24 protein-coding genes, 1 tRNA gene and 1 pseudogene are annotated in these 20,103 nt (G+C 60.8%); 21 read left to right on the top strand and 5 right to left on the bottom strand.

The features are described 5' to 3' along the window. The first annotated feature begins 175 nt into the window (after nucleotides 1-175). The 8 genes and pseudogenes from ACE4RL_RS17275 to ACE4RL_RS17240 all read left to right on the top strand — a co-directional run bounded on the left by ACE4RL_RS17275 (nucleotide 176) and on the right by ACE4RL_RS17240 (nucleotide 4,265). On the top strand, nucleotides 176-607 hold the full coding sequence (locus ACE4RL_RS17275) for a DUF2948 family protein (RefSeq protein WP_375598335.1): 432 nt from the start codon (nucleotides 176-178) through the stop codon (nucleotides 605-607). A gap of 10 nt (nucleotides 608-617) precedes the next feature. Further along, entirely contained in the window at nucleotides 618-1,910 is a 1,293-nt protein-coding gene (gene hisD, locus ACE4RL_RS17270; RefSeq protein WP_375598334.1) for a histidinol dehydrogenase, read from the top strand. A gap of 8 nt (nucleotides 1,911-1,918) precedes the next feature. Next, nucleotides 1,919-2,392, top strand: a pseudogene (locus ACE4RL_RS17265) (UPF0262 family protein); the annotation flags it as partial. Nucleotides 2,393-2,449: 57 nt separating this feature from the next. Then, complete coding sequence (locus tag ACE4RL_RS17260; RefSeq protein WP_375600307.1) at nucleotides 2,450-2,878, top strand: hypothetical protein; 429 nt, start codon at nucleotides 2,450-2,452, stop codon at nucleotides 2,876-2,878. 75 nt (nucleotides 2,879-2,953) lie between these two features. Then, nucleotides 2,954-3,172 carry a translation initiation factor IF-1 gene (gene infA, locus ACE4RL_RS17255; protein WP_046103343.1) on the top strand — a complete coding sequence of 73 codons (219 nt, stop codon included), beginning with the start codon at nucleotides 2,954-2,956 and terminating at the stop codon, nucleotides 3,170-3,172. Nucleotides 3,173-3,178: 6 nt separating this feature from the next. Beyond that, nucleotides 3,179-3,817, top strand: coding sequence for a Maf-like protein (locus ACE4RL_RS17250; RefSeq protein ID WP_375598333.1), 639 nt, complete (start codon nucleotides 3,179-3,181; stop codon nucleotides 3,815-3,817). Beyond that, nucleotides 3,817-3,996: a DNA gyrase inhibitor YacG gene (yacG, locus tag ACE4RL_RS17245; RefSeq protein ID WP_375598332.1), complete on the top strand. Its 180-nt coding sequence runs from the start codon at nucleotides 3,817-3,819 to the stop codon at nucleotides 3,994-3,996. The genes ACE4RL_RS17250 and yacG overlap by 1 nt, the downstream gene beginning before the upstream one ends. Nucleotides 3,997-4,189: 193 nt before the next feature. Continuing rightward, nucleotides 4,190-4,265, top strand: a tRNA-Phe gene (locus ACE4RL_RS17240). Nucleotides 4,266-4,373: 108 nt separating this feature from the next. Here the strand turns inward: ACE4RL_RS17240 and ACE4RL_RS17235 are convergent. The 3 genes from ACE4RL_RS17235 to ACE4RL_RS17225 all read right to left on the bottom strand — a co-directional run bounded on the left by ACE4RL_RS17235 (nucleotide 4,374) and on the right by ACE4RL_RS17225 (nucleotide 6,992). Continuing rightward, the gene (locus ACE4RL_RS17235; RefSeq protein WP_375598331.1) at nucleotides 4,374-5,456 is read right to left on the bottom strand and encodes a tyrosine-type recombinase/integrase; all 1,083 of its coding nucleotides are present in this window, start codon (nucleotides 5,454-5,456) and stop codon (nucleotides 4,374-4,376) included. A 239-nt stretch (nucleotides 5,457-5,695) separates the two neighbouring features. Beyond that, nucleotides 5,696-6,478, bottom strand: coding sequence for a helix-turn-helix domain-containing protein (locus ACE4RL_RS17230; RefSeq protein ID WP_375598330.1), 783 nt, complete (start codon nucleotides 6,476-6,478; stop codon nucleotides 5,696-5,698). Between the two features lie 253 nt (nucleotides 6,479-6,731). Then, nucleotides 6,732-6,992, bottom strand: a complete 261-nt coding sequence (locus ACE4RL_RS17225) for a helix-turn-helix domain-containing protein (protein WP_375598329.1) — start codon at nucleotides 6,990-6,992, stop codon at nucleotides 6,732-6,734. A 108-nt stretch (nucleotides 6,993-7,100) separates the two neighbouring features. Between ACE4RL_RS17225 and ACE4RL_RS17220 the strand changes: the two genes are divergently transcribed. From ACE4RL_RS17220 to ACE4RL_RS17190, 7 genes are all read left to right on the top strand, one after another. Beyond that, nucleotides 7,101-7,391: a hypothetical protein gene (locus ACE4RL_RS17220; RefSeq protein ID WP_375598328.1), complete on the top strand. Its 291-nt coding sequence runs from the start codon at nucleotides 7,101-7,103 to the stop codon at nucleotides 7,389-7,391. A gap of 62 nt (nucleotides 7,392-7,453) precedes the next feature. Further along, complete coding sequence (locus tag ACE4RL_RS17215; protein WP_375598327.1) at nucleotides 7,454-7,654, top strand: helix-turn-helix transcriptional regulator; 201 nt, start codon at nucleotides 7,454-7,456, stop codon at nucleotides 7,652-7,654. 125 nt (nucleotides 7,655-7,779) lie between these two features. Further along, the gene (locus ACE4RL_RS17210) at nucleotides 7,780-8,394 is read left to right on the top strand and encodes a hypothetical protein (RefSeq protein WP_375598326.1); all 615 of its coding nucleotides are present in this window, start codon (nucleotides 7,780-7,782) and stop codon (nucleotides 8,392-8,394) included. A 2-nt stretch (nucleotides 8,395-8,396) separates the two neighbouring features. After that, the gene (locus tag ACE4RL_RS17205; protein ID WP_375598325.1) at nucleotides 8,397-9,896 is read left to right on the top strand and encodes a DUF5906 domain-containing protein; all 1,500 of its coding nucleotides are present in this window, start codon (nucleotides 8,397-8,399) and stop codon (nucleotides 9,894-9,896) included. A gap of 325 nt (nucleotides 9,897-10,221) precedes the next feature. After that, nucleotides 10,222-10,515 carry a hypothetical protein gene (locus ACE4RL_RS17200; RefSeq protein ID WP_375598324.1) on the top strand — a complete coding sequence of 98 codons (294 nt, stop codon included), beginning with the start codon at nucleotides 10,222-10,224 and terminating at the stop codon, nucleotides 10,513-10,515. Then, nucleotides 10,509-11,231, top strand: a complete 723-nt coding sequence (locus tag ACE4RL_RS17195) for a hypothetical protein (RefSeq protein WP_375598323.1) — start codon at nucleotides 10,509-10,511, stop codon at nucleotides 11,229-11,231. Before ACE4RL_RS17200 ends, ACE4RL_RS17195 begins: the two co-directional genes overlap by 7 nt. After that, a complete protein-coding gene (locus tag ACE4RL_RS17190; RefSeq protein ID WP_375598322.1) occupies nucleotides 11,221-11,352 on the top strand; it encodes a hypothetical protein in 132 nt (43 codons plus the stop codon). Before ACE4RL_RS17195 ends, ACE4RL_RS17190 begins: the two co-directional genes overlap by 11 nt. A gap of 39 nt (nucleotides 11,353-11,391) precedes the next feature. Here the strand turns inward: ACE4RL_RS17190 and ACE4RL_RS17185 are convergent, their stop codons facing one another. Together ACE4RL_RS17185 and ACE4RL_RS17180 are read right to left on the bottom strand one after the other, a co-directional pair. After that, nucleotides 11,392-11,601, bottom strand: coding sequence for a hypothetical protein (locus ACE4RL_RS17185; RefSeq protein WP_375598321.1), 210 nt, complete (start codon nucleotides 11,599-11,601; stop codon nucleotides 11,392-11,394). Then, nucleotides 11,598-11,870, bottom strand: coding sequence for a pyocin activator PrtN family protein (locus tag ACE4RL_RS17180; RefSeq protein WP_375598320.1), 273 nt, complete (start codon nucleotides 11,868-11,870; stop codon nucleotides 11,598-11,600). Before ACE4RL_RS17180 ends, ACE4RL_RS17185 begins: the two co-directional genes overlap by 4 nt. A gap of 165 nt (nucleotides 11,871-12,035) precedes the next feature. Between ACE4RL_RS17180 and ACE4RL_RS17175 the strand changes: the two genes are divergently transcribed. The 6 genes from ACE4RL_RS17175 to ACE4RL_RS17150 are packed head-to-tail and all read left to right on the top strand — an operon-like array spanning nucleotide 12,036 to nucleotide 19,570. Next, the gene (locus ACE4RL_RS17175; protein WP_375598319.1) at nucleotides 12,036-12,437 is read left to right on the top strand and encodes a helix-turn-helix domain-containing protein; all 402 of its coding nucleotides are present in this window, start codon (nucleotides 12,036-12,038) and stop codon (nucleotides 12,435-12,437) included. Beyond that, nucleotides 12,434-12,757, top strand: coding sequence for a hypothetical protein (locus ACE4RL_RS17170; protein WP_375598318.1), 324 nt, complete (start codon nucleotides 12,434-12,436; stop codon nucleotides 12,755-12,757). Before ACE4RL_RS17175 ends, ACE4RL_RS17170 begins: the two co-directional genes overlap by 4 nt. Before the next feature lie 11 nt (nucleotides 12,758-12,768). Next, nucleotides 12,769-13,086, top strand: a complete 318-nt coding sequence (locus ACE4RL_RS17165) for a hypothetical protein (protein ID WP_375598317.1) — start codon at nucleotides 12,769-12,771, stop codon at nucleotides 13,084-13,086. Beyond that, a complete protein-coding gene (locus tag ACE4RL_RS17160) occupies nucleotides 13,079-13,630 on the top strand; it encodes a hypothetical protein (RefSeq protein WP_375598316.1) in 552 nt (183 codons plus the stop codon). The genes ACE4RL_RS17165 and ACE4RL_RS17160 overlap by 8 nt, the downstream gene beginning before the upstream one ends. 1 nt (nucleotide 13,631) lies before the next feature. After that, entirely contained in the window at nucleotides 13,632-16,493 is a 2,862-nt protein-coding gene (locus ACE4RL_RS17155; protein ID WP_375598315.1) for a hypothetical protein, read from the top strand. After that, nucleotides 16,490-19,570, top strand: a complete 3,081-nt coding sequence (locus tag ACE4RL_RS17150) for a hypothetical protein (RefSeq protein ID WP_375598314.1) — start codon at nucleotides 16,490-16,492, stop codon at nucleotides 19,568-19,570. The genes ACE4RL_RS17155 and ACE4RL_RS17150 overlap by 4 nt, the downstream gene beginning before the upstream one ends. Nucleotides 19,571-20,103 lie beyond the last annotated feature (533 nt).

Raw genomic sequence — 20,103 nt, 5'->3', positions numbered from 1 at the left:
CTAGGCCCGCAGAGCTACGCTTAGGGAGCAGCGGCAACGCGTATCATGGCGAACATGAACTTGTGCCTGCGGCGGACCCGCACTGGTCTGCCGCATTGCCCCGCGCCGCACAAACTTGTAGATCGGACAGGGCGTGACCAGATAGGGTCATCGTTACCCCAACAGGGCCTTGCACATGACCGATCTCAAGCTGATTGCGCTTGATACCGAAGACCTCGAAGTTGTCTCCGCCCATGCGCAGGACGCCGTCGTCCGCGTCGCGGATATGGGCTTTGCGCGCCGGGACCGGCGTTTCGCCCTGCTGATGAACCGCTTTGCCTGGGAAAGCGACGAGCCGCGTGGCAAGGGCATGCGCAAGCGCGCGGCGCTCGATTTCAGCGGCGTCACCCACGCGGCCTATGCCGGGTTCGATCCGGCATCGCCCGATGGTGTGCTCAATCTCCTGGCCGTCAGTTTCGAAGTGACTGATGCCCCCTCCGGTATTGTCGAATTGCGTTTTGCCGGTGGCGGCACGGTGCGATTGACGGTTGAATTTCTCGAAGCCCGGCTGACCGACCTCGGCGCAGCCTGGGCCGCCTCGGCCAAGCCCGCTCACGCCATCGACTAGAAAGTCCTTCATGCCCCTTCGTCTCGACAGCGCCCAGTCCGATTTCGAACAGCGCTTTTCCGATCTGCTTGGCGCCAAGCGCGAATCCAGCAAGGACGTCAACGACACGGTTGCTGCCATCATCGCCGAGGTGCGGGCGCGTGGAGATGAGGCTGTGGCCGAACTCACCAACCGCTTCGATAAGGCCAATGTCACGTCCGCCACGCTGGCTTTCTCGACCGAGGAAATCTCCGCAGCCGCTGCCAGGGTTCCCGCCAATGTGACTGCGGCGCTGCAGACCGCGCATGACCGCATCAAGGCCCACCACGAAAAGCAGAAGCCTGAGGACCATATCTATACCGATGCCTTGGACGTCACCTTGGGTTCGCGCTGGACCGCCGTTGATGCCGTGGGCATCTATGTGCCGGGCGGCCTCGCCTCCTATCCCTCCTCGGTGCTGATGAACGCGGTTCCGGCCCACGTGGCCGGGGTCAAGCGCATCGCCATGGTGGTGCCGACCCCCAATGGTGAAATCAACCCCACAGTCCTGGCTGCCGCCCAGATTGCCGGGATCACCGAGATCTACCGCATTGGCGGCGCCCAGGCTGTTGCCGCTCTGGCCTATGGCACGCAGACGATTGCCCGTGTGGACAAAGTCACCGGCCCCGGCAATGCCTTCGTCGCCGCCGCCAAGCGCCAGGTCTTCGGCCAGGTGGGCATCGACATGATCGCAGGCCCCTCCGAAGTCCTCGTCATTGCCGACAGCTCAGCCAATCCCGCTTGGGTCGCTGCCGACCTGATTGCCCAGGCCGAGCACGGGGCAGGGGCCCAGTCGATCCTCGTCACGACGGATGGCAAGCTTGCCGACGCCGTGGCCGCCGAAGTCGAACGCCAGCTTTCACTTCTGCCCAAGCAGACCATTGCCCGCGAAGGTTGGGAGGAGTTCGGCGCCATCATCACTGTCACTTCGCTCGATCAGGCAGCGGACCTTGCCAACCGCATCGCCTCCGAACACGTGGAAATCGCCACCGACGACCCGCAGGCGCTGGTGCATAAAATCCGTCATGCCGGCGCGATCTTTCTCGGCCACCACACGCCCGAAGCCATTGGCGACTATGTCGGCGGCTCCAATCACGTGCTGCCCACCGCCCGCTCGGCGCGCTTTGCCTCCGGCCTGGGCGTGCTCGACTTCATGAAGCGCACCTCTCTGTTGGGCTGCACGCCATCCTCGCTCGCGGCCCTGGCCGAACCTGCCATCACCATTGCCGGCGTCGAAGATCTCGACGGCCACGGCCGGTCCATTTCCATAAGGCTCAATCGGTGAGCATTTCGATGGGCACAGAGCAGGCGGCGACCAGCAAGAACAGGCTGGTTACCGTCACGCTCGACCCCAATACCATCACCTCGATCAATCCTGACGAGGTGCATGAGTGGCGTATCGCCATTTACGATCTGCTCGAGGACAATGCGTTCAAGCCCGCCCGCGTCAGCGCCGAAGGGCCTTATGCGCTGCATATGTCGATCATCGGCAATTACATCCTGCTCGATGTCCGTCATCCCGAGACGTTCCAGCCCATCGCCGCGCACTATCTCTCGCTGACCCCGTTCCGGCGCCTTATCCGCGACTATTTCCGCGTCCGCGACGCCTATTACGAGGCCATCCGTTCCGCTCAGCCCTTCCAGATCGAAACGGTCGACATGGCCCGGCGCGGCATGCACAACGAGGCGGCCGAACTGCTGCGCACCCGCCTTACCAACAAGATCATCCTTGATCTTAACACGGCGCGTCGTCTGTTTACTCTCATCTGCGCAGTTCAGCCCTACGCTTCCCGAATCGATGAGGCCACCAGCGAACTCCCCACCGTGCTCTTTGTCTGTTCGATGAATTCGGTGCGCTCACCCATCGCCGCAGCGCTCGCCCGCCAGGCCTTTCCGGGCCGTCTCATCGCCCGCTCGGTCGGCGTCAATGGCGGCAAGGCCGATCAGTTCGTGCACGAGGTCATGGAAGAGATCGGCATTGATATGAGCGTGCATACGCCCCATATCCTGGACGAACTGGTCGCCAACCATTTTGATCTCGTCATCACCCTCTCTGACGACGCCCCCGATGCGGTGGAGAAGAAGGGGCTGGAAGCCGGCGCCGTCGAGCACTGGCAGGTGGATGACCCCTCGCTGGTCGAAGGCAATCGTAGCCTGGTTCTGGGCGCCTATCGCGATCTGCGCGATGGTTTGCGCCGGCGCGTAAAGGCGCGTTTGGAGCCCTTGATCACAAGTGGTTCACAAAAGCTTTGAATTGAAGTAGGTTCCGCCCGATTTTGCGGCCCCGGCCAGCCAACAATGGCGCATGGGGCCTTCTCAGGAGAAAGTATGGCCAAGGAAGAAGTGCTCGAATTTCCGGGCGTGGTCACCGAATTGCTTCCCAACGCGACCTTTCGCGTGAAGCTCGAAAACGATCACGAAATTATCGCCCACACTGCCGGGCGCATGCGCAAGAACCGCATCCGCGTTCTCGCCGGCGACAAGGTGCTGTGCGAAATGACCCCCTACGACCTCACCAAGGGTCGCATCACCTATCGCTTCAAGTGATCTGACATGGCCGGCCGTCCCGACCTGATTCTGGCTTCGGCCTCACCGCGCCGGCTCGCCTTGCTCAACCAGATCGGCATCGAGCCCGAGCATCTGGTGCCGGCCCATGTCGATGAGACCCCCGAAAAAGGCGAATTGCCGCGCAAGCTGGCGCAGCGCCTAGCCGATCTCAAGGCCTTGACGGCCCAGCACAAGGCGTCCATCGCCGGCTTCGGCGCCAACTCTATGGTGCTGGCAGCCGACACGGTTGTGGCCGTGGGTCGGCGCATTCTGCCCAAGGCTGAGACCATGGAAGAGGCATCTGATTGCCTCCGCCTGCTTTCGGGCCGTGCCCATCGCGTCTATACCGGGGTTACGCTGATCACGCCGTCCGGCGCCCGCCGCCAGCGACTGGTAGAGACCCGCATCCGCTTCAAGCGCCTGTCCGCGCGGGAAATGGAAGCCTACCTCGCCAGTGCCGAATGGCGCGACAAGGCTGGCGGCTATGCCATCCAGGGCATTGCCGGCGCTTTTGCCGTCAAGCTCGTTGGTTCTTATTCCGCCGTGGTGGGTCTGCCCCTGCACGAAACCGCCCAGCTTCTGGCTGGCGAAGGCTATCCGGTGCATTTCAACTGGCTCAACCAGTCGAGCCTCTCAGGCGTCTGATGGCTGAAGCCCCCAAAAAGAAATGCCCCATCTGCGGCAAGCCGATGGTGGAAGAGTTCAAACCCTTCTGCTCTCGGCGCTGCGCCGATATCGACCTCAATCGCTGGCTCATCGGGTCCTACGTCATCCCCGCCCGCGACGACGAGCCGATCCACGACGACGAGGACGGCGAGAGGTAGGATTTCCCGAGCCACGTTGCGGAGCGCAGCGTGGGTCTCGGCCAATGTCGGCGCGCTTTGAGGCCAGAGTGGTCAAGCCTGCCCCAGCAGGCGAACAAGAATCCCTTTATCCACACCGCCTTTTCCCGCTTGCGCGGCAAAAACCGTTCCCCTATAAGGCCCGTGGCTCGCGCACCAGTCGCTCGGGCCCGATGCCCAGATAGCTCAGTTGGTAGAGCAGCGGATTGAAAATCCGCGTGTCGCTGGTTCGATTCCGGCTCTGGGCACCACCACTTTTCCAAGCTATTGAAATCGCTCATAAAATAGGATGAAAACGTCCAGAGATTTGCTCGCGGCTATTTTTCTGGACACATTTGTTCCCGCTTTGACTTGCCGGTCTAATCGTCGTCCGTCTGTTTTTCCATGATGGCGGTGGCGGTCTTGGCAAGCCTTCGCTGGTTCGCCGCTCTGGTGTAGCGGTCCACCTCCTTGAGCGTCTGATGACCAGTAATTGCCATGATCTGATGGCCAGTGGCGCCACGGTCCGCCATGCGGGCAGCGCGGGCCTTTCTCAGACCGTGGGATGTGCATTCTGGCAGGCCAGCCTGATCGCACCACTCGCGCATCTTGTTGCCGAAGCCGTTTGCCGTGAACGGGCGCCCCAGGTCGTTCACAAGAAAAGTCATGTCGCCACTGGGGGTCGCGTCGATGATTTGGACCAGTTCGCGGGGGATTGGAATTTCCAGCGTGACCGGATTGCGATTGCGGCCCTTGAACTGCGTGAAGTAGAGCGCGTCCCCGCGACGGTGTTGCTTTCCGAATAACACGATATCGCTACGGCGCTGCGCCAAGTAGAAAAGCAAGCCGAAGGCGAGGCGGGCCTTCGTGCCGATCGGGTGTCTTTCCTCAAACCGGGCAACCTCGGCCTCGGTCCAAGAGTGGAAGCCCTGGCCGCGTGGCTTGAAGTAGGGGACATCCTTTGCCGGGTTGACCATCGCCAACTCGACCCCATCGAGCACACCCCATCCGAACACCTGGCGAAGCGCCTTCACCCGACTGTTTGCCGCCTCTGGCTTCTCGGCCTTCCGGTCGCGCAGAACCCGTATCACCTTAGACGTTACGGACGAGAGCGGCATATCCCCAATCATCTTATTGCCGTCTGGCTTTGTCGGTTCCGCCCAGCAACTCTCAAGGATGGACCGGCGCACCTTGCGGGTTCGTGCATCGAGCATCTTGTACTCGGCTGACCCGAAATATTGCTCGCATAGCCACCGGAGGGTGCCGCGCTTCGCAAGAACAGGACCTGCCGGCTTGCTCTCGATCACACCCTTGAGGGCGCGGTAATATTGTTCGTTGAACTCGTCGGTGCCGGGAATGCCGTGCAGCCGGATCTTTGGCTGACCACGCTTCCGAAAATAAAAGCGCAGCACGCCATCCGTGCGGTCCTCGATAATGTATTTTTTGGCGAACTTCTTGGGCACTTACGCCTCAACTTCCCATTCGTCATCCTCTCCGGCGCTCCCGCCCGGCAGAAGGTCGAAGGCCCTATCTATAGCGCGAACATCCCACACGGTGCGAGAGTTGATCCGCTTTGGTTGTGGCATGCGCCCGTCACGAACCATGTCATCGAATAGGGATGCTGACACGCCAATGTAGTTTGCTGCACCTTCGCGGCTCAGTCCTCGGGCAGTCGGGGGAGGGCAAACGGGCTGGGCTCGGGTCATGCGCCGACCTCATCGACCAGAGTAAAGCCTTGACCGTACCCAATGGCCTCAATCGTGACGCCTGAGCCTCGCAGCTTCTTGCGCGCATTCGAGATGGCGACCTTGAGCGCACTATACTTACGATCGGGGTTTTTAGGCACCGGGTCATCTGCGAACATGAGTTCGAGCAGCCATTCGTTCGACGCCACCCGACCAATTGCGCTGTCGATGATGCGGATGATTTGGCGCTCGCGAGGTTGCAGGCCATAGACCGACATCACTTGTTCCAATGTCGGGCTGGCGATCTGCCGACCACAGCACCGGCATTTCACGGGCCGAAACTGGCGACGATAACCGCCTGACTTGCCGGCAACCTGGAGGCGTTGTGTCGTGGGAGCGCCGGGGTCAGGAGTGAGGTGAAGGGACCGGCGCCATTCTTGCCGACCCTTGCCTTTCGGCCTGTTTCGATAGTCGGCTTTGATAACGTAGCCGAGGCCCTGCAATTTTCGCCTCAACCCCGTGATTGCCAGATGCACATCCCGGCCTGCCGACCATTCGGAAGGTCCGCCGTCATCATGGTCTTGGAATATCCAGTCTGCGATCTCAAAATTGGCGGCTTTGCCGTCACCGTCCAGGTTGCCGTACCGATCCCACAGAAACTCAAGGGCGGCTTCTTCATGCTCTGTCAGCTCAATGATCTGCGTGAGCCGCTGCGGCGAGGGGCACAAAGTTGCACCTCCGCAAAATGGGCAGGGGGCGCCCTGGAAACGGGTGAACGGCGGCAAAGGATTGTGAAGCATAGCGAGACCCATGACTTGCACAGGGATCGCTACTTACATTGCTAAAAAGGCAATGATCGGAAATTCCTGTAACAAAACATGGTTGGGAACGCCAGAATTGTCAATACATTCAGTACGTTGATAAAAAAGCAAAAGTAACAAATCGGGCTATGTTGCTAAAAACGCAATGAACGCTTGGGATGTCGCCGTCCCTGATTGTTTTCCACTTCAATTGCCAAAAATGCACTGTTTACGCCAAATTATCCGGGCGGGGCTAAAGCCCTCGCCAAGCTCTCGGATCAATACCTTTTTTGAGCCGAACGCCTGGGCCACCCCCATTCTCCGGGATGAATTCGGCTCCAGCTGTCTGAAGCGCCCGGCCCAGAGCAGATAGGTTGTTGGCAATCATGCCTGTCCTGCCAGCTTCGAAGTTTTTGATGCTGGAAAGCCCCACACCCGAACGCTCGGCCAGCTCGGCCTGCTTCATATCGAGCAGCCCGCGCGCGGCCCTGCATTGTTCTGGGGTCAATTCCATATTCCTGTTCTCCTGACTTAATAGCTAACCCTACCGATTATAGGTTGACATGTCCATACATGGCTATTATCGGTAGGGTTAACCTTAACGCTTAACAGGAGAGCTGACATGACCACCGCCTACACTCCCGCCGACGCCCGCCTTCTGACCCTGGCTGATGAGCTTGCCGTGCATGTCCGGAAGGCAATCGATGCCTTCGAGATGCTGGAGGCTGTCGCCCTCGATATCGGAGCCCAGGCAGAGAGCGAACGCACCGATGCGATCATGGCCGAACACGGCGCCAGCGACATCATCGAAGAAATGCTGGCCTGCCGCCCCTCGACCTTTGCCGGGTTCCAAGCCCTTGAAATGGCGCGGCTTTGGGAGCGCGGCGAGTATCCCGGCATGGATCGCGCTTGAGCTTCACTTTGGAGCGCCAACCATCAGTCATTTATCTCAACGTTTAACGAAAGGAGGTCGCTGTGACCGACATCATCGAAACCGAATTGCTCGACGCGCGCGACATCAAGCGCATTGCACCAGTTTCGGACATGTCCCTTTGGCGGTGGATCAAGGCAGGGGACTTTCCCAAGCCGATCAAGATTGCCCGCCGCAACTATTGGGTCGCGTCCGAAGTCCAAGACTGGCTCGCCGCAAAATCAGCGGAACGCATGGCAGTCTGAAGTCACCGGGCCGGAAAAAGAGACACCCCGGCTCATCTCTGAACCAGGGCGGGAAAGTACAAGATGATTTTGACGTTGCTACAAATGCAACATTTCCAGCCCATTCGCAAGCGAAAGGGCGGACAATGTTCGCAACTTCCCACTGCCGGCCCCTGCCGGAATTTATCCCCCCGTTCTATTCGACCCGCTACGAGGCAATCGGCTGGACCAGCTTTCGCCTCGGGCAGCTTTACCGAGTGCTGCTGGCCAAGGATCGCGTCTTGAACGCACCGTCACCACTGGCCAGGCACGCGCTACTTCTGAACTCGACGCTTGAACGGGCTGACGCTGAAATGCGGTTCGCGGGGGAGGCGAAAACGCTCATCAACATTGGCAAGATGGCGCGGCGCATCATCGACCAGGCTGAGATCGTTTTCGACTTCGAGGTGCACGCGCCAGCCGGGTTGTCATGCGAAGAGCTTGACCAGCTTCCCTATATGCTTGGTGCTGATCAGCCCGCCAGCAAATGGGAGCACGTGAACGAGGCTCGCTGTCTGCTGGACAACATCTACCTCGATGACGCGCTGGGCACCGACGACGCGATCAACGACAAGATCGACGTTGCGCTGCTTTGGGCGTCCCTGCCGAGGGTGGAGGACGAAATCGAATTCTGCGGCACCCGCTCCACACTCGATCGCATTTTTGAGGTGGCTCACTCAATCGCTGGGCGATTTCCCGGCGTAATTCCGATGGCGGCTTAGACATGGGGCGACATGACCGAATTGAAAGCGGGGGGCTGACACCCTCCGCTGAGTTGAAAGTGGTGACAGGCGGGCGCCGTGCGCCGGATCCTGTCGGCGCCGATGCAGTCGATATGCTCCGCTCCGGGCAAGTGTCCGACATCGAGAATGGGGGTGAGGTTGGGGTTGCTCAGCATCTTGCCGCCACCCTTGAGGGTGTCTGCGGTGATGTGGTGCGCGCCGATGGTGCATTCTGGGCGTGGGGTCCAACCTGCTGGCGCGAACTGCCGGAAAACAGCTTGCGCTTGGCCGTGCATCGCTACAACGGCTGCACCGTTCAGGGCCGCAAGCCCATGTGGATCGGTCGCAATTTCATCAATGGCGTCTTGGCCGAGGTCGGCACGATCCTTTCGGAGCCCGACTATTTTAATAATCCGTCTGTCGCCCTCAACTGCTCTGACACCGTGGTTGAGATTGCCAAGGGCGGCACTATCACAACGCGCCAGCACTCCCCCGATGACCGTTTCCGCTTCACAATCCCGGCGCGATACGGGAATGGGCGTTCCGACCCGCTGCCCGAGGGCTCGATGCTGCACAAGCTGGTGACGGGTGCATTTCACGGCGACCCGGATGCCGAAGCCAAGATTGATCTGGTCGGTGAAATATTGGGCGCTGCCGCATTCGGTATTGCCACGCGACTTCCACTGCCCAAGGCGTTCGTGTTCCTCGGTGAGACGGCCAGCAATGGCAAGTCCACGATTGCATCGCTGCTGGAGTGCTTGTTGCCCGAGGGTGCGGTGTCGCATATCCCGCCGTCTGCCTATGAGGATGAGCGCCGCATCGTCAACCTGGCCGGCAAGGCCGCGAACGTGGCGGATGAGCTGTCAGCCAATGCCATTGCCGGGGAAACCTTCAAGGCGGCTGTCACCGGCAACGCTCTTCAAGGCCGTGATGTCTACGCCAGTGCCATGACCTTCGTGCCGCGCGCATTGCACTTGTTCACCACCAACGCCCTGCCGCGCTTCCATGGCGGGCTTGACCGTGGTTTGCAGCGCCGGCTCGTCGTGCTTCGGTTCAATCGCTCGATCCCCGAAGATGAAATCGTTGAGGACATTGCCGACCGCATTCGCAATGACGAGCTTGACCTGCTACTGCGCTTTGCCATTGCCGGCGCTCAGCGCCTTTCGGAGCATCGGGCATATACCCTGCCGGCCTCGTCCCAAGAGGCGCTGCGCGATTGGCTGAGGCTGGATCCGCTTATTGAGTGGTTCGAGCAGCGGGTTGACCTCACCGACCACGAGCCGCCTGGCGGTTGGCATGGGACTTCCGAATTGTTCCGCGACTTCAAGGCGTGGGCGCTGGATGAAGGCTATGCCGAGAAATTTCTGCCTATCGTCAACACGTTCGGGCAACGGTTGCGCGCCATCCCCGGCATTGAAGGTCGCCGCATCGCCAAAGGCGCGATCATTGTCGGCGCCACTCTCAAGGGAACGCGCGCCTTTCAACAGTTTGAGCCGTGGTGATGTAAAGGTGTGTAGACGCCTTGCGCCAGTCTGGAGAAAATTCACCAGTAATTTCAGTCACATGAAGACAGTGTATAGCAATTTCGAAAAACTCCTATAGGGAGCGCCATTTCCTTAGGAAAGATATTTTCGGGCCATTCCTATTCACCGTCTACATGGCATTGCAGCGAAAGAGCTTTTTCGGACCGAGTTGCTCGATCGATTGCATCGCCTCTACATATCCGCTGCTGGCAAATGCTGACATCTCGCGCGCGTAGGCGACCCACCTCACCGCCCCAACCATTAGTCTGCATTCTGGCTCCGAATAAAATACCGGAGCGATACTGTGCAGCACGCATTTGAGAAACGCCGCTCACCCGGACGGCCCAAGGGCGCCCCGAACAAAACCACCGTGCAGGTGAAAGCCGCGCTCGAAAAAGCCTATGACGGCATTGGTGGCCTTGAAGCCTTCACCGCCTGGGCGCGCGAAAACCAGACCGAATTCTATAAGCTATATGCCAAGCTGCTGCCGCTGGAGGTCCGTGCTGATATCAAGCATGAGGGCGCCGTCACGATCATCGTGGACACAGGCATTCCCCGCACGCCCGATGGCCCATTGGTGGAGGCGCGCCCATGTTGACCGCCAGCCAGACGCGCGTTGCTGATGCCTATATCGAGCGCACCAAAAAAACGCCCACGCTCATTAAGTTTGTGCTGACCGACAATGGCGAGATTGATCTGGCAGACACAAGCGCCGAGGCGACCGCGTTCTGGATGTCGCTGCTTGGCCTCACGCATGGCGAAGAACTGACATCTCTGCTGGGACAGATTGCCCGCCAAGCACCAAGCGCCGATCAGGTCGAAGCCACAGTCAACCGCACCTTGGCGTCGATCGCTGCAATGGCGCCAAGGGATAGCGTTGAGACCATGCTGTGCAGCCAGATGATCGCAATTCAAAACATGACCATGCGCGTTGCCGGTCAATCCCCGTCTACATTCGAGGCTTCTGGAAGCCAGGCGAATGCGCTGACCAAGCTGGCCAAGACGTTCGCCGCCCAGCTCGAAGCACTCACCCGCTATCGAGCCCGTGGGCAGCAAAACATCAAGGTCGAGCACATCCATGTCCATGACGGCGGTCAGGTCGCTGTCGGCAACTTCGGTGGCCCAGGGGGAGGGGTGGCCAGCAATCTAGAGGATCAACCCCATGTGCGAGCCGAAACCGCCGAACTTCCCGAACGCCAAGCAGTGCTCAGCCACGTCGAAACGATCGGGCTTGCGGTGTCGAGGGCCGGCAGTGAAGGGCTGGAACGTATGCCGGTTCCACGGGGCGAGGGGCGGCGCGCCGATGGGCAGTAAGAACGGCAATTACGGCAGTGGTCAGCAGACGTTCGGCGCCAGGCGTGAGCGGGCAAGGATGCGCGACCTGATCAAAGAGGCTGCGGCCTCGCTCAAGCAGATCGCGGACATCGAAAAATGACCGGAGAGGCAACGTTTGCCGGTCCGGCGGGGCAAATGATCACCGTATGATGTACCTCAGCCGCTTGTTCGCGTCCTTGAGCAACCGCCGAGTGCGCTCGATGGCGTGTTCATCGTCCTCAGTTGCCATTTCTACGTCCTGAACGTCGCGGCCCAGATCGCGGAACACTGATGCAATGCGCGCCAGGTTGGCACGATTGGTGAGATCGACCCTGAGCTTTTGCAGGTCCGGCAGATCGCCCGCGCTCATAGCCGTTTCCCGGTCAGCACTTCCGCCTCCTCTCGCGCGACTTCCATGCGGCGATCGATGAAATTGGCCAGATCGACCAGTGCCACACCCTTCGCTGTCTTATTGGACGAGGGATCAATGCTCACAATGGGCAGGTCGAGCGCGCCCTCATTATACTTTCGCCAGAGTTTCTCCGGTGCCAGGTGAGGGAAGAAGTCCCGCGCTACGATGTCGAGCGGGATGATCGGCGCGCCCTCGTATCGGGCGATCAGAAGAAATGCGGTGTTCATGGCAGGCTCCTTTCTGCGGGGAGCCTAGACGGACCCCTAAGCCTTTGTAAAATCACGCTTTTCGTTGCCAAAACGGCAATGACGACAACGGCTGTAAACGCCCCCGCTCTAGCTACCAACCTTGTCCACCCATGATCAATTCACGCAACAACGGTGAATTGAGACATGGCATTACCGCATCCAAAGGATGAACCCCTCGCATACAGCATCGAGCAGGCCGCGATCGTCATGGGGATTTCCAAGTCCTCGATCTACACCCTGATTGATGAGGGGAAGCTCGTCGCCCGCAAGTTTGGCCGGCGCACGGTGATTACCCGGTTTGATGCCGAGGTGTTTCTCCAGTCCCTGCCTACAGTGTCGGCCAGCGGAGCACCTGCCCAGTCAGACACTGCCGCTGCAAAGCTCTCTCCGCTGGATCAGATGATTGCTGATCAGGTCGAGGCCGACCGCGCCGCGATCTATGGCGGCAAACTCCAATCCCCGCTGGCCGAGGTTGAGGCGCTGAGCATGACCAGCCGTCACCGGCCCGCAAATTCCAACGCCTCTGATGCAGGAGCTGACCAATGACGGACCTCAAGACTACCGGCGAAAAGGTGCTGGCACATGCCCGCCGCGTCGATGAAATCACCGATGAGCTGCGGGCCATCTGCCGCGACCTCGACGCTCTCGATCCTGAATTGCGCCAGGCGCTGCGGGATCGGGGGCTGTTCGAGCACGCCCTGCCACAGGGCACCTGGCTTGGGCTGGTCAACACCGTTCGCCGCGCCGTGACCGATGCCGTTGCCGATGCGCAACCGGCGAAGAAGCTGCCGACCGTTGCGGCCATTCTGGACAAAGCTTGGGGCCGACTGCTGCCGGTTGTCCCGGAAGCTGGCCCTGACATTTGAGGAGACGGAATATGAGCCTGAACGACACATGCCTTGAGATCCATTTCGCGGCGGAGGAGATCGACAAACTCGCTCTGCAAATGCGCCAAACCCTGAACACCCTTGGCGAACTGGACGAGAGGCTTCGCGCCGACATGCGTGACGAGGACCTGTCCATCCCCGACTGGTTTGCCGTGAAAGGTCCGGCTGCGGCGCGACTGCTGCTCGCTGCCCAGGGCACGACGCCAATTTCGGAGCTCGTACCGATTGGCAGCCGCGTTCACCAGATGATCCGCAAAATCCTGGACGCCCGCGCCCGGGCTGCGGTGGAGGGCAGCGATCATGCGTAATTATCAAGCCGAAATTGCCGACTTCGATCGCCGCATTGCTGATGCTGACCGCGAAATTGACCTGCTGAGCTTTCGCCAGGTCGAAGGCGAGGACGTCACCAAGGAAATGGACCGCGCCCGCGCTAAGCACCAAGCGCTTACATTGGAGCGCGACACCCTCACGCGCGCCCTCGCCGGTTTGAGTGCCAAGGCAGAGGACGAGGCCAAGGCACTGCGGCGTAAGACCGTCAAGGAACACCGCCAACTTGGCCGGGAGAAGGTCAAGCGCCTCAAGGTGCTGGCCAAGCGCGTCGATGCCATGGCTGCTGAGTTTAGTGAGGTACTGCGTGAGTTGCACCAGATCGATCACGCCATGAGGGAGCACGGCATCAAGGGCGAATTCATGTTCGAGGGCAAGATGGGTCAGGGCCAGTTGAGCCAGATCGCCCGTCTGCACCTCGATCGCGCGATGGCCAAGGATCATGAGAAACCCGATCGGCCCATGATTGAGAGCGCCACGGTTGCCTGGGGGGAAGTCCTGACCCTGCCAGCTGAGGTTGAGTGATATGGCTGAGGTTCCGATTTACAAACCCACCGTCGCGGAACGTCCGGCATTCCAGCAGCCTTTGACCGTTCGCGCGACCGGGGAGGATATGGGCGCCGCGATTGGGCGCGGCATGCAAGGCTTGGCCCAAGGGGTGCAGCGTGCATCGGACAATATTGCCGACCTGAACACCCTGATCGCCCAGGCCGACGCGAAAAACGCACTCAATGAGTTCACGGCCTGGACCACAAACGCTGCCTATGGCGACGGCGGTTTTTTGACTTTGCAGGGCAAAGCGGCGCTGGACGCTTATGCGGAATACGATGGCAAGTTGCGCCAGGCTCGGTCGGAATTCAGCCGCAACCTGAGCCCTGCCGCCCGCGCCGTTTACGACCAGGCATCTACGGCCCGCGTTTTGTCTGCCCAGCAGTCGGCCCTCGTGCACAAGGCTGATGCGCAGAAGCAGTTTATGGTCGGCACCTCGACGGCCCGGCAGGAGCTTCTGGCCAATGAGGCGCTCTTGCATGCCGGCAATCCGGCGAAGATGAATGCCGCCCTGGCCTTGGGCGTGAATGAGCTGCGCGAGCAGGCGGCTTTGCTCGGCTGGGACGAGCACACCACCCGCATGAAGGTTTGGGACTATGAGAGCGCCACGCTTTCAAATGTCGCCCTCCAAATCGCTCAAGACGATCCGATCGCTGCCGTCGAATTCCTGAGTGAACACTCCAGCAGGTTCACGGCTATTGACGGCATGAACCTTGTGGACAAGCTGGCGCCGATGGTTGCCGACGCTGCTGCACGCGATGCCGTCACGATGGGCTCGACGCCGCTGTTTGCGCCGGGGTCTGCGGCTGACCTTATTGCGAATTTTGAGGGCCTGTCATTCGCGGCCTACAACGACCCGGCCACGGACGAAAACGGCCAGCAGGTCGGGCCGAACATTTACCGGGCGGGCTTCGGTAGCAACACGGTTACGCGTGCCGATGGCAGCGTGGTCGAGGTCAATCCTTCCACGGTTGTGACTGAGGCTGATGCCAAGCGGGATCTGGCGCGCCGGCTGGAAACCGAGTTCATTCCGCGTGCCATCGAGGCGGTTGGCGTTGAGGCATGGGCGCGGCTGGACGGCATGACGCAAAACGTGCTCGCCAGCCTGACCTATAACTATGGTTCGTTGCCGGCACCTGTGGCCCGCGCTGTCGTGACTGGCGATAGGACGGCCATTGCCGCCGCCATTGAGGGGCTGGCCGGTCATAACGGCGGCATCAACAGGGAGCGCAGACTGAAAGAAGCCGCCCTTGTCCGCAACGGGCTGGGCGCTGGCGTTCAATTCAGCCCGCGCGTCGAAGCGGTGCTGTCTGCGTTGCCTGCCGATATGTCGGTGCAGGTTCGGGAGGCCGCTGCCGATGAGATTGGGCGCGAAAATGCCGCCCGTGCTGCGGAGCGCAGGGCTGCTTCTGCCATTGCGAAAGAAACCTTGGCGCTGGGGATTGTCACCGGCAATGTCACCTCCGAGCAAGCGATATTGCAGCACCCTGACCTCGATGATGGGGACAAGGTGACGCTGATCAACTCGCTTCGATCCGAGCAGGGTGCCACTGCCGAGGCGCGGGCCTATGTGTCCGCCCGCGCTGCCGGTGAAAACCGCGCGCTCAATCCGTATTCGTCCGACGATCGCTCACTGGCCGACAAAGCCTATGAACTGGAAATGTCCACTGTGCCGCCTGAACAGCGCGACACAGTGAGCATGGAGTGGGTGCGCGACACTGGAATGATCCCCAGCCCGATGATTGCCGCCGTGCGCCAGGGCCTCAATTCCAATGATCTCGGAGCGGTCGCTGCGGCCATGGAAATGTCGGCCAAGCTATCGGCAGATGCGCCCATGGCGGTCGGGCACCTCGATAATGCTTCGGAAATCGAGCAGGCGGCGGCTCAGTACGCCGCGATGGTCGATGGAAAAGGCTGGAGCGTAGAAGAAGCCGCGCGGTTCGTCATCGATCAACGCGACCCCAAAAACCGGGCCAATGCCGATCTGCTCAAGTCCGCATGGACCGAAGCGGCCAAGGGGCTAGGCATTGGTGATGTGCTGCGGGCCTTCGGGGACAACATATTGCCGGGTGGACCTGTTGCCGGGCTCACACCCCTCCAGCAAGAGGCGGTACTTGCCGACTATCTCAGCGCCGCCGAAGCCGCGTTTAAGGGGCCGGCTCAGGGTGATGTCGGCATAGCGCGCTCGATGGCCCTTGCCGAGATCAAGCGCACTTATGGCGTCTCGACGGTATCCGGGCAGGAGGTGGTCATGCCGTTCCCGCCCGAAATGCTCTACCCCCCGGTCGGGGGATCGCACGACTATATCCGCGACATGGCCATGGCCGATGTGCGTCAGGTCGCCCCTGATGCTCAGAACGTCATGCTGACGGCGGTGCCTGAGACTGCCCAGGACGTGCGCTCGGGCAAGCCACCGCGCTATGCCCTGACATTCGTTCGGCCCGATGGCGTCATTGATCAGGTGCCGGGGTTGTTCGTGGTGGACACGGACCAGCTCCAGCAGCTCGCCACACTCGACACCGAGGAAAGGCGCCTGCGTTTCGAGATCGAACGGGCCTACAAGTCTGCTCTCAGCGACCGGCCCATGGATTTCACCCGAACCTATATCGAGCGTATGAGCGGTGGACTTCTCGGACCGCCGACGCCTGCCGAGGTGGTGCCGGGCTTTGCTGACCTCGACGCGCAGTTGACTGATATTGGTCTGCGCCGGGATGCCCTTCTGGGCCGTCCTGGCTCTCTGGGTAACGCCGTGCCGATGGTCGATCCTGCCGACGCCGAGGCGGCATGGCTTGAGCAGCAATCCAGAACATTCGGAATGATGGGAGGGGCGCCGCGATGATCGTTCCAAGAGAGACAGCCGTGCTGCCCAATGCCGGTGCCATTGACCTGACGACGCGTCAGATGGATGCGCCCAATGCTGGTGATGTGATCGGGGCTGCGTTCCGGCAAGAGAACCCGATCGTTTCGCTTATCTCCCAGCACAGGGCGGGAGGCGACAAGGATCCGACATTCAACCCATGGGACGACATTGCCGGGACCGAGTTCGAACCCTATTGGGACCGGTTTGCGACCGTATGGAATGCCGGCCAATCCGCCGCCCTAAAACAGCAGATCACGCAGGAATTGTCCGACCGTCGCACCCTCGCTGCGTCGGGTGGCTGGGGCATGCTTGCCGGCATGGGGGCGTCGGTTCTGTCGCCCGATGTGCTCCTGCCCGGTGGCACGATCTATCGCGGTGTCCGCACCGGCCAGGCCGCGCTACGCACCGCGCTATCAACGGCAGGCGCAACGGCCCTGTCAACGTCCATGGCCGAAATGGGCCTGATGGCAACCCAGGAGCTGCGGACACCTCAAGAGGCAGCGGTGAATGTCGGCATGTCGGCCATTCTCGGCGGTGTGCTGGGCGGTTCGATCTCTGGCGTGTTCTCCGGTGGCGATTGGCTGCGGCTGTCGCGTGGCATGGATGATGAGGCGATCGCCGCCAACGACATGCGGCTGCTGGAAGAAAATGAGAATGCAGTGCTCGCCGGCATCAAGTCCTCAGATGCTGGTGCTATGGCGCGGCGCGTCCCGACGCTTGGCGAGAACACCATCGCCGGGCGCGCTGCTGCCACCGTTGGCGCGGCGACCGCTCAATTGAACCCCGTTTTACGGGCGCTGCACTCGGCCTCGCCGGTATTTCGCGACATCGCAACTCGGCTGTTTGAGAACCCGATCTATGTGAAGGCCAATCTTGCCGGTGAAACCAGCGGGCCAGCGGTCGAGACGATGGTCAAGCAATACCAGGGCAGTCTTGCGCGCGGGCTTGAGCAATTCACCGCCGCCTATGGCGAACACCGTAAGGCGGGCGGCCAGCTCTCCCGCGCTGAATTCAGCGAGGCCGTGAGCCGCGCTATGCGCCGGGCTGACAGGAGCTCCGACCCGGCAGTTGCCAAGGCTGCGCAGGCGTGGCGATCGAGCCTGTTTGATGCCGGCAAAGAGGAAGCAATCAAGCTCGGCATGCTGCCGGCTGATGTCTCGGTCGAGACAGCCAGCAGCTACCTGACGCGCATGTATAATCGACCGCTGATCGAGGCCCGCGAACAGGAATTCAAGGCTATTGTCCGCAAGTGGCTCGACCAGGAGGTGCGCAACGCGCAAATCCGGTTCGACAACGGCAAGCTCGACCCTCGCTATGCGACCGATGTGCGACCGCCCGAATTCCTGAACGATGCCGACCGGGCCGGGTACGTCAACGAGATCACTGACGCGGTGTTCAACAAGATCACTGGCCGCGAGTTTGACATGGACATGCCGCGCGACCTTGTGGTGACGGATCGCGGCCCCCTGGCCAAGCGCACGTTCTCGATCCCCGACCATATGATCGAGCCCTTCCTCGAGAACGATATCGAGGTGATCGCGCGCCGCTATGCCCGTGTCATGGGCGCCGACATTGAGCTGACCCGGCAATTCGGCAGCGTGGACCTGGCTGACCAGATCAAGGACATCAAGACCGACTATGCCAAGCTGCGCGAGGCGGTGCAGGCCGGTGTCGATCCTGAAACTGGCGCGCCGCTACCCAAAAAGCTGACCGCGAAACAGCGGGAAGCCGAGATCAAACGGCTATCGCAGCGCGAAAAGTCCGACTTGGCCGACCTCAAGGCCCTTCGCGACTTGGTGAGGGGAACACATCTGGCCGAATTGCAGGGGAAGATAAGCACGCGCGCCATGCGGGTGGCTGGCACCTTCAATTTCATCCGTTCGCTGGGCGGTGTTGCCCTGTCATCTGTTGCGGACGTTGGGCGCCATCTAATGGTGCATGCGTTCGCCCAGGACGGTGGGGTGCTCCGCGATGGCCTGTTGCCGCTGATCAGGAACGTCAAGGGCATCAAGATGGCCGCTGGCGAGGCTAAGATGGCCGGCACGGTGCTTGAGCGAGTGCTGAACACCAGGCTCGCGACCATGGCGGAGCTGACGGATCCCTATTCATCGCGGTCGCCATTCGAGGCGTTCATGGATAACTCGGCAACGGTGTTTTCCAAGCTGACGCTGCTGGACCAGTGGACGGATTTTAACAAGTCGCTGGCCTCGACCATGACACAGAACCGCGTCCTGCGCGGCTCCGGCAACTATGCGGGGCTGACCAAAAAAGAGCGGGCATATCTGGCCTATCTCGGCATCGATGGCAGCATGGCCGAGCGAATTGCCCGGCAGTTCGAAGCGCATGGCCTTGAGGACGGCGGCGTGCGGGTGGCCAATACAGAGGATTGGACCGACGATGTTGCCAGGCGCACGTTCCGCGCTGCCATCGCGAAAGACGTGGACACAACCATTGTGACCAAGGGCGTGGGGGATATTCCACTTTGGATGAACACCCCTGCCGGCAAGCTGGTTGGGCAGTTCAAGAGCTTTGCCCTAGCATCTCACCAGCGAGTTTTGATGCGCGGATTGCAGGAGCGCCAGGCCGCAATGGTGTCAGGGGTCATCTTCTCGATGATGGCCGGCATGTTGGCGTATGCGCTCAAGTCCATCGAGAGCAATCGCATGGACGACATTTCGGACAACCCGGGCCGATGGATTGCGGAAGGGCTCGACCGCTCGGGCATCTTCTCGATTGCCTTCGAGATCAACAATACGGTCGAACAGGCTCTGGGCGTTGGCGCTTATGGCGCCTTGGCCGCTGCATTCCCCAATGCCAGCCAAGAGGGGACTGCCAGCCGTTACGCCATGCGCTCGACCGCAGCGGCGTTCACCGGCCCGACTGGCGACCTGATCGACACCGCCGTGCGCGCCGTTCAAGCCATCAAGGGCAGCGGCGACGGGCTCAGCGAAGGCGACGTGAATTCGATCCGGCGTCTGCTGCCGTATGCGACCCTGCCGGGCGTTCGATCACTGATTGAGTGGGTCGGCGTACCAACTGTCACCGGGCAAAGATAGGGCGCTTGCTTCCCCGCTCCATGCAAGCAAGGCGGGCCGGCTGCTAGCAGGCTACTGGCCCGCCCACCTCATCCAGGTCTTGTAAACGCGACAAGACACATCATATTAAGAATGTGTTTACCGGGGTTGTCGTAAAAGAAATCGTCGGGAACAATGTCCCCGACGACAGGTTATCTCTAGCGCGTCACGCAGCCGTCGATAACGTAGGGCACCTTGCGAGGACTAGTCGCAACAGCGCCAGTAACCCGAAACGTCTTCCCACTTGTTGAAGCGGAAGCGACGATACGGATTAACCCAATGACACGCTTTCACGCTCATTGTGGCCTCCTTTCGTTTGGAGGCACTTGCGCAGCAGAGCGATCCGCGCTAAACGCAGCTCGTTAATCTACTCCACCGGTCGCCTCAGACCTGCCCGGTGGAACCGAAAACCGGCTTTGCTTTGGTGCGCTAACACCTTGGCAGAGCCGTTTTCATTTTCGGTCGCACCCCATATATGAGAGATTCAAGGGCAAGATACAAGCGTTCCGAATGTG

Source organism: Devosia polycyclovorans, from assembly GCF_042181575.1.
GTDB classification, from domain to species: domain Bacteria; phylum Pseudomonadota; class Alphaproteobacteria; order Rhizobiales; family Devosiaceae; genus Devosia; species Devosia polycyclovorans.
The sequence above is the reverse complement of the archived record's forward strand: the minus strand, read 5'-3'. Positions and strand labels throughout refer to the sequence as shown.

Coding starts and splice junctions, on each gene's coding strand:
- ACE4RL_RS17275 (WP_375598335.1), top strand. CDS start 176: ATGACCGATCTCAAGCTGATTGCGCTTGATACCGAAGACCTCGAAGTT.
- hisD (WP_375598334.1), top strand. CDS start 618: ATGCCCCTTCGTCTCGACAGCGCCCAGTCCGATTTCGAACAGCGCTTT.
- infA (WP_046103343.1), top strand. CDS start 2,954: ATGGCCAAGGAAGAAGTGCTCGAATTTCCGGGCGTGGTCACCGAATTG.
- ACE4RL_RS17250 (WP_375598333.1), top strand. CDS start 3,179: ATGGCCGGCCGTCCCGACCTGATTCTGGCTTCGGCCTCACCGCGCCGG.
- yacG (WP_375598332.1), top strand. CDS start 3,817: ATGGCTGAAGCCCCCAAAAAGAAATGCCCCATCTGCGGCAAGCCGATG.
- ACE4RL_RS17230 (WP_375598330.1), bottom strand. CDS start 6,478: ATGCTTCACAATCCTTTGCCGCCGTTCACCCGTTTCCAGGGCGCCCCC.
- ACE4RL_RS17225 (WP_375598329.1), bottom strand. CDS start 6,992: ATGGAATTGACCCCAGAACAATGCAGGGCCGCGCGCGGGCTGCTCGAT.
- ACE4RL_RS17220 (WP_375598328.1), top strand. CDS start 7,101: ATGACCACCGCCTACACTCCCGCCGACGCCCGCCTTCTGACCCTGGCT.
- ACE4RL_RS17210 (WP_375598326.1), top strand. CDS start 7,780: ATGTTCGCAACTTCCCACTGCCGGCCCCTGCCGGAATTTATCCCCCCG.
- ACE4RL_RS17205 (WP_375598325.1), top strand. CDS start 8,397: ATGGGGCGACATGACCGAATTGAAAGCGGGGGGCTGACACCCTCCGCT.
- ACE4RL_RS17195 (WP_375598323.1), top strand. CDS start 10,509: ATGTTGACCGCCAGCCAGACGCGCGTTGCTGATGCCTATATCGAGCGC.
- ACE4RL_RS17190 (WP_375598322.1), top strand. CDS start 11,221: ATGGGCAGTAAGAACGGCAATTACGGCAGTGGTCAGCAGACGTTCGGC.
- ACE4RL_RS17185 (WP_375598321.1), bottom strand. CDS start 11,601: ATGAGCGCGGGCGATCTGCCGGACCTGCAAAAGCTCAGGGTCGATCTC.
- ACE4RL_RS17180 (WP_375598320.1), bottom strand. CDS start 11,870: ATGAACACCGCATTTCTTCTGATCGCCCGATACGAGGGCGCGCCGATC.
- ACE4RL_RS17175 (WP_375598319.1), top strand. CDS start 12,036: ATGGCATTACCGCATCCAAAGGATGAACCCCTCGCATACAGCATCGAG.
- ACE4RL_RS17170 (WP_375598318.1), top strand. CDS start 12,434: ATGACGGACCTCAAGACTACCGGCGAAAAGGTGCTGGCACATGCCCGC.
- ACE4RL_RS17165 (WP_375598317.1), top strand. CDS start 12,769: ATGAGCCTGAACGACACATGCCTTGAGATCCATTTCGCGGCGGAGGAG.
- ACE4RL_RS17160 (WP_375598316.1), top strand. CDS start 13,079: ATGCGTAATTATCAAGCCGAAATTGCCGACTTCGATCGCCGCATTGCT.
- ACE4RL_RS17155 (WP_375598315.1), top strand. CDS start 13,632: ATGGCTGAGGTTCCGATTTACAAACCCACCGTCGCGGAACGTCCGGCA.
- ACE4RL_RS17150 (WP_375598314.1), top strand. CDS start 16,490: ATGATCGTTCCAAGAGAGACAGCCGTGCTGCCCAATGCCGGTGCCATT.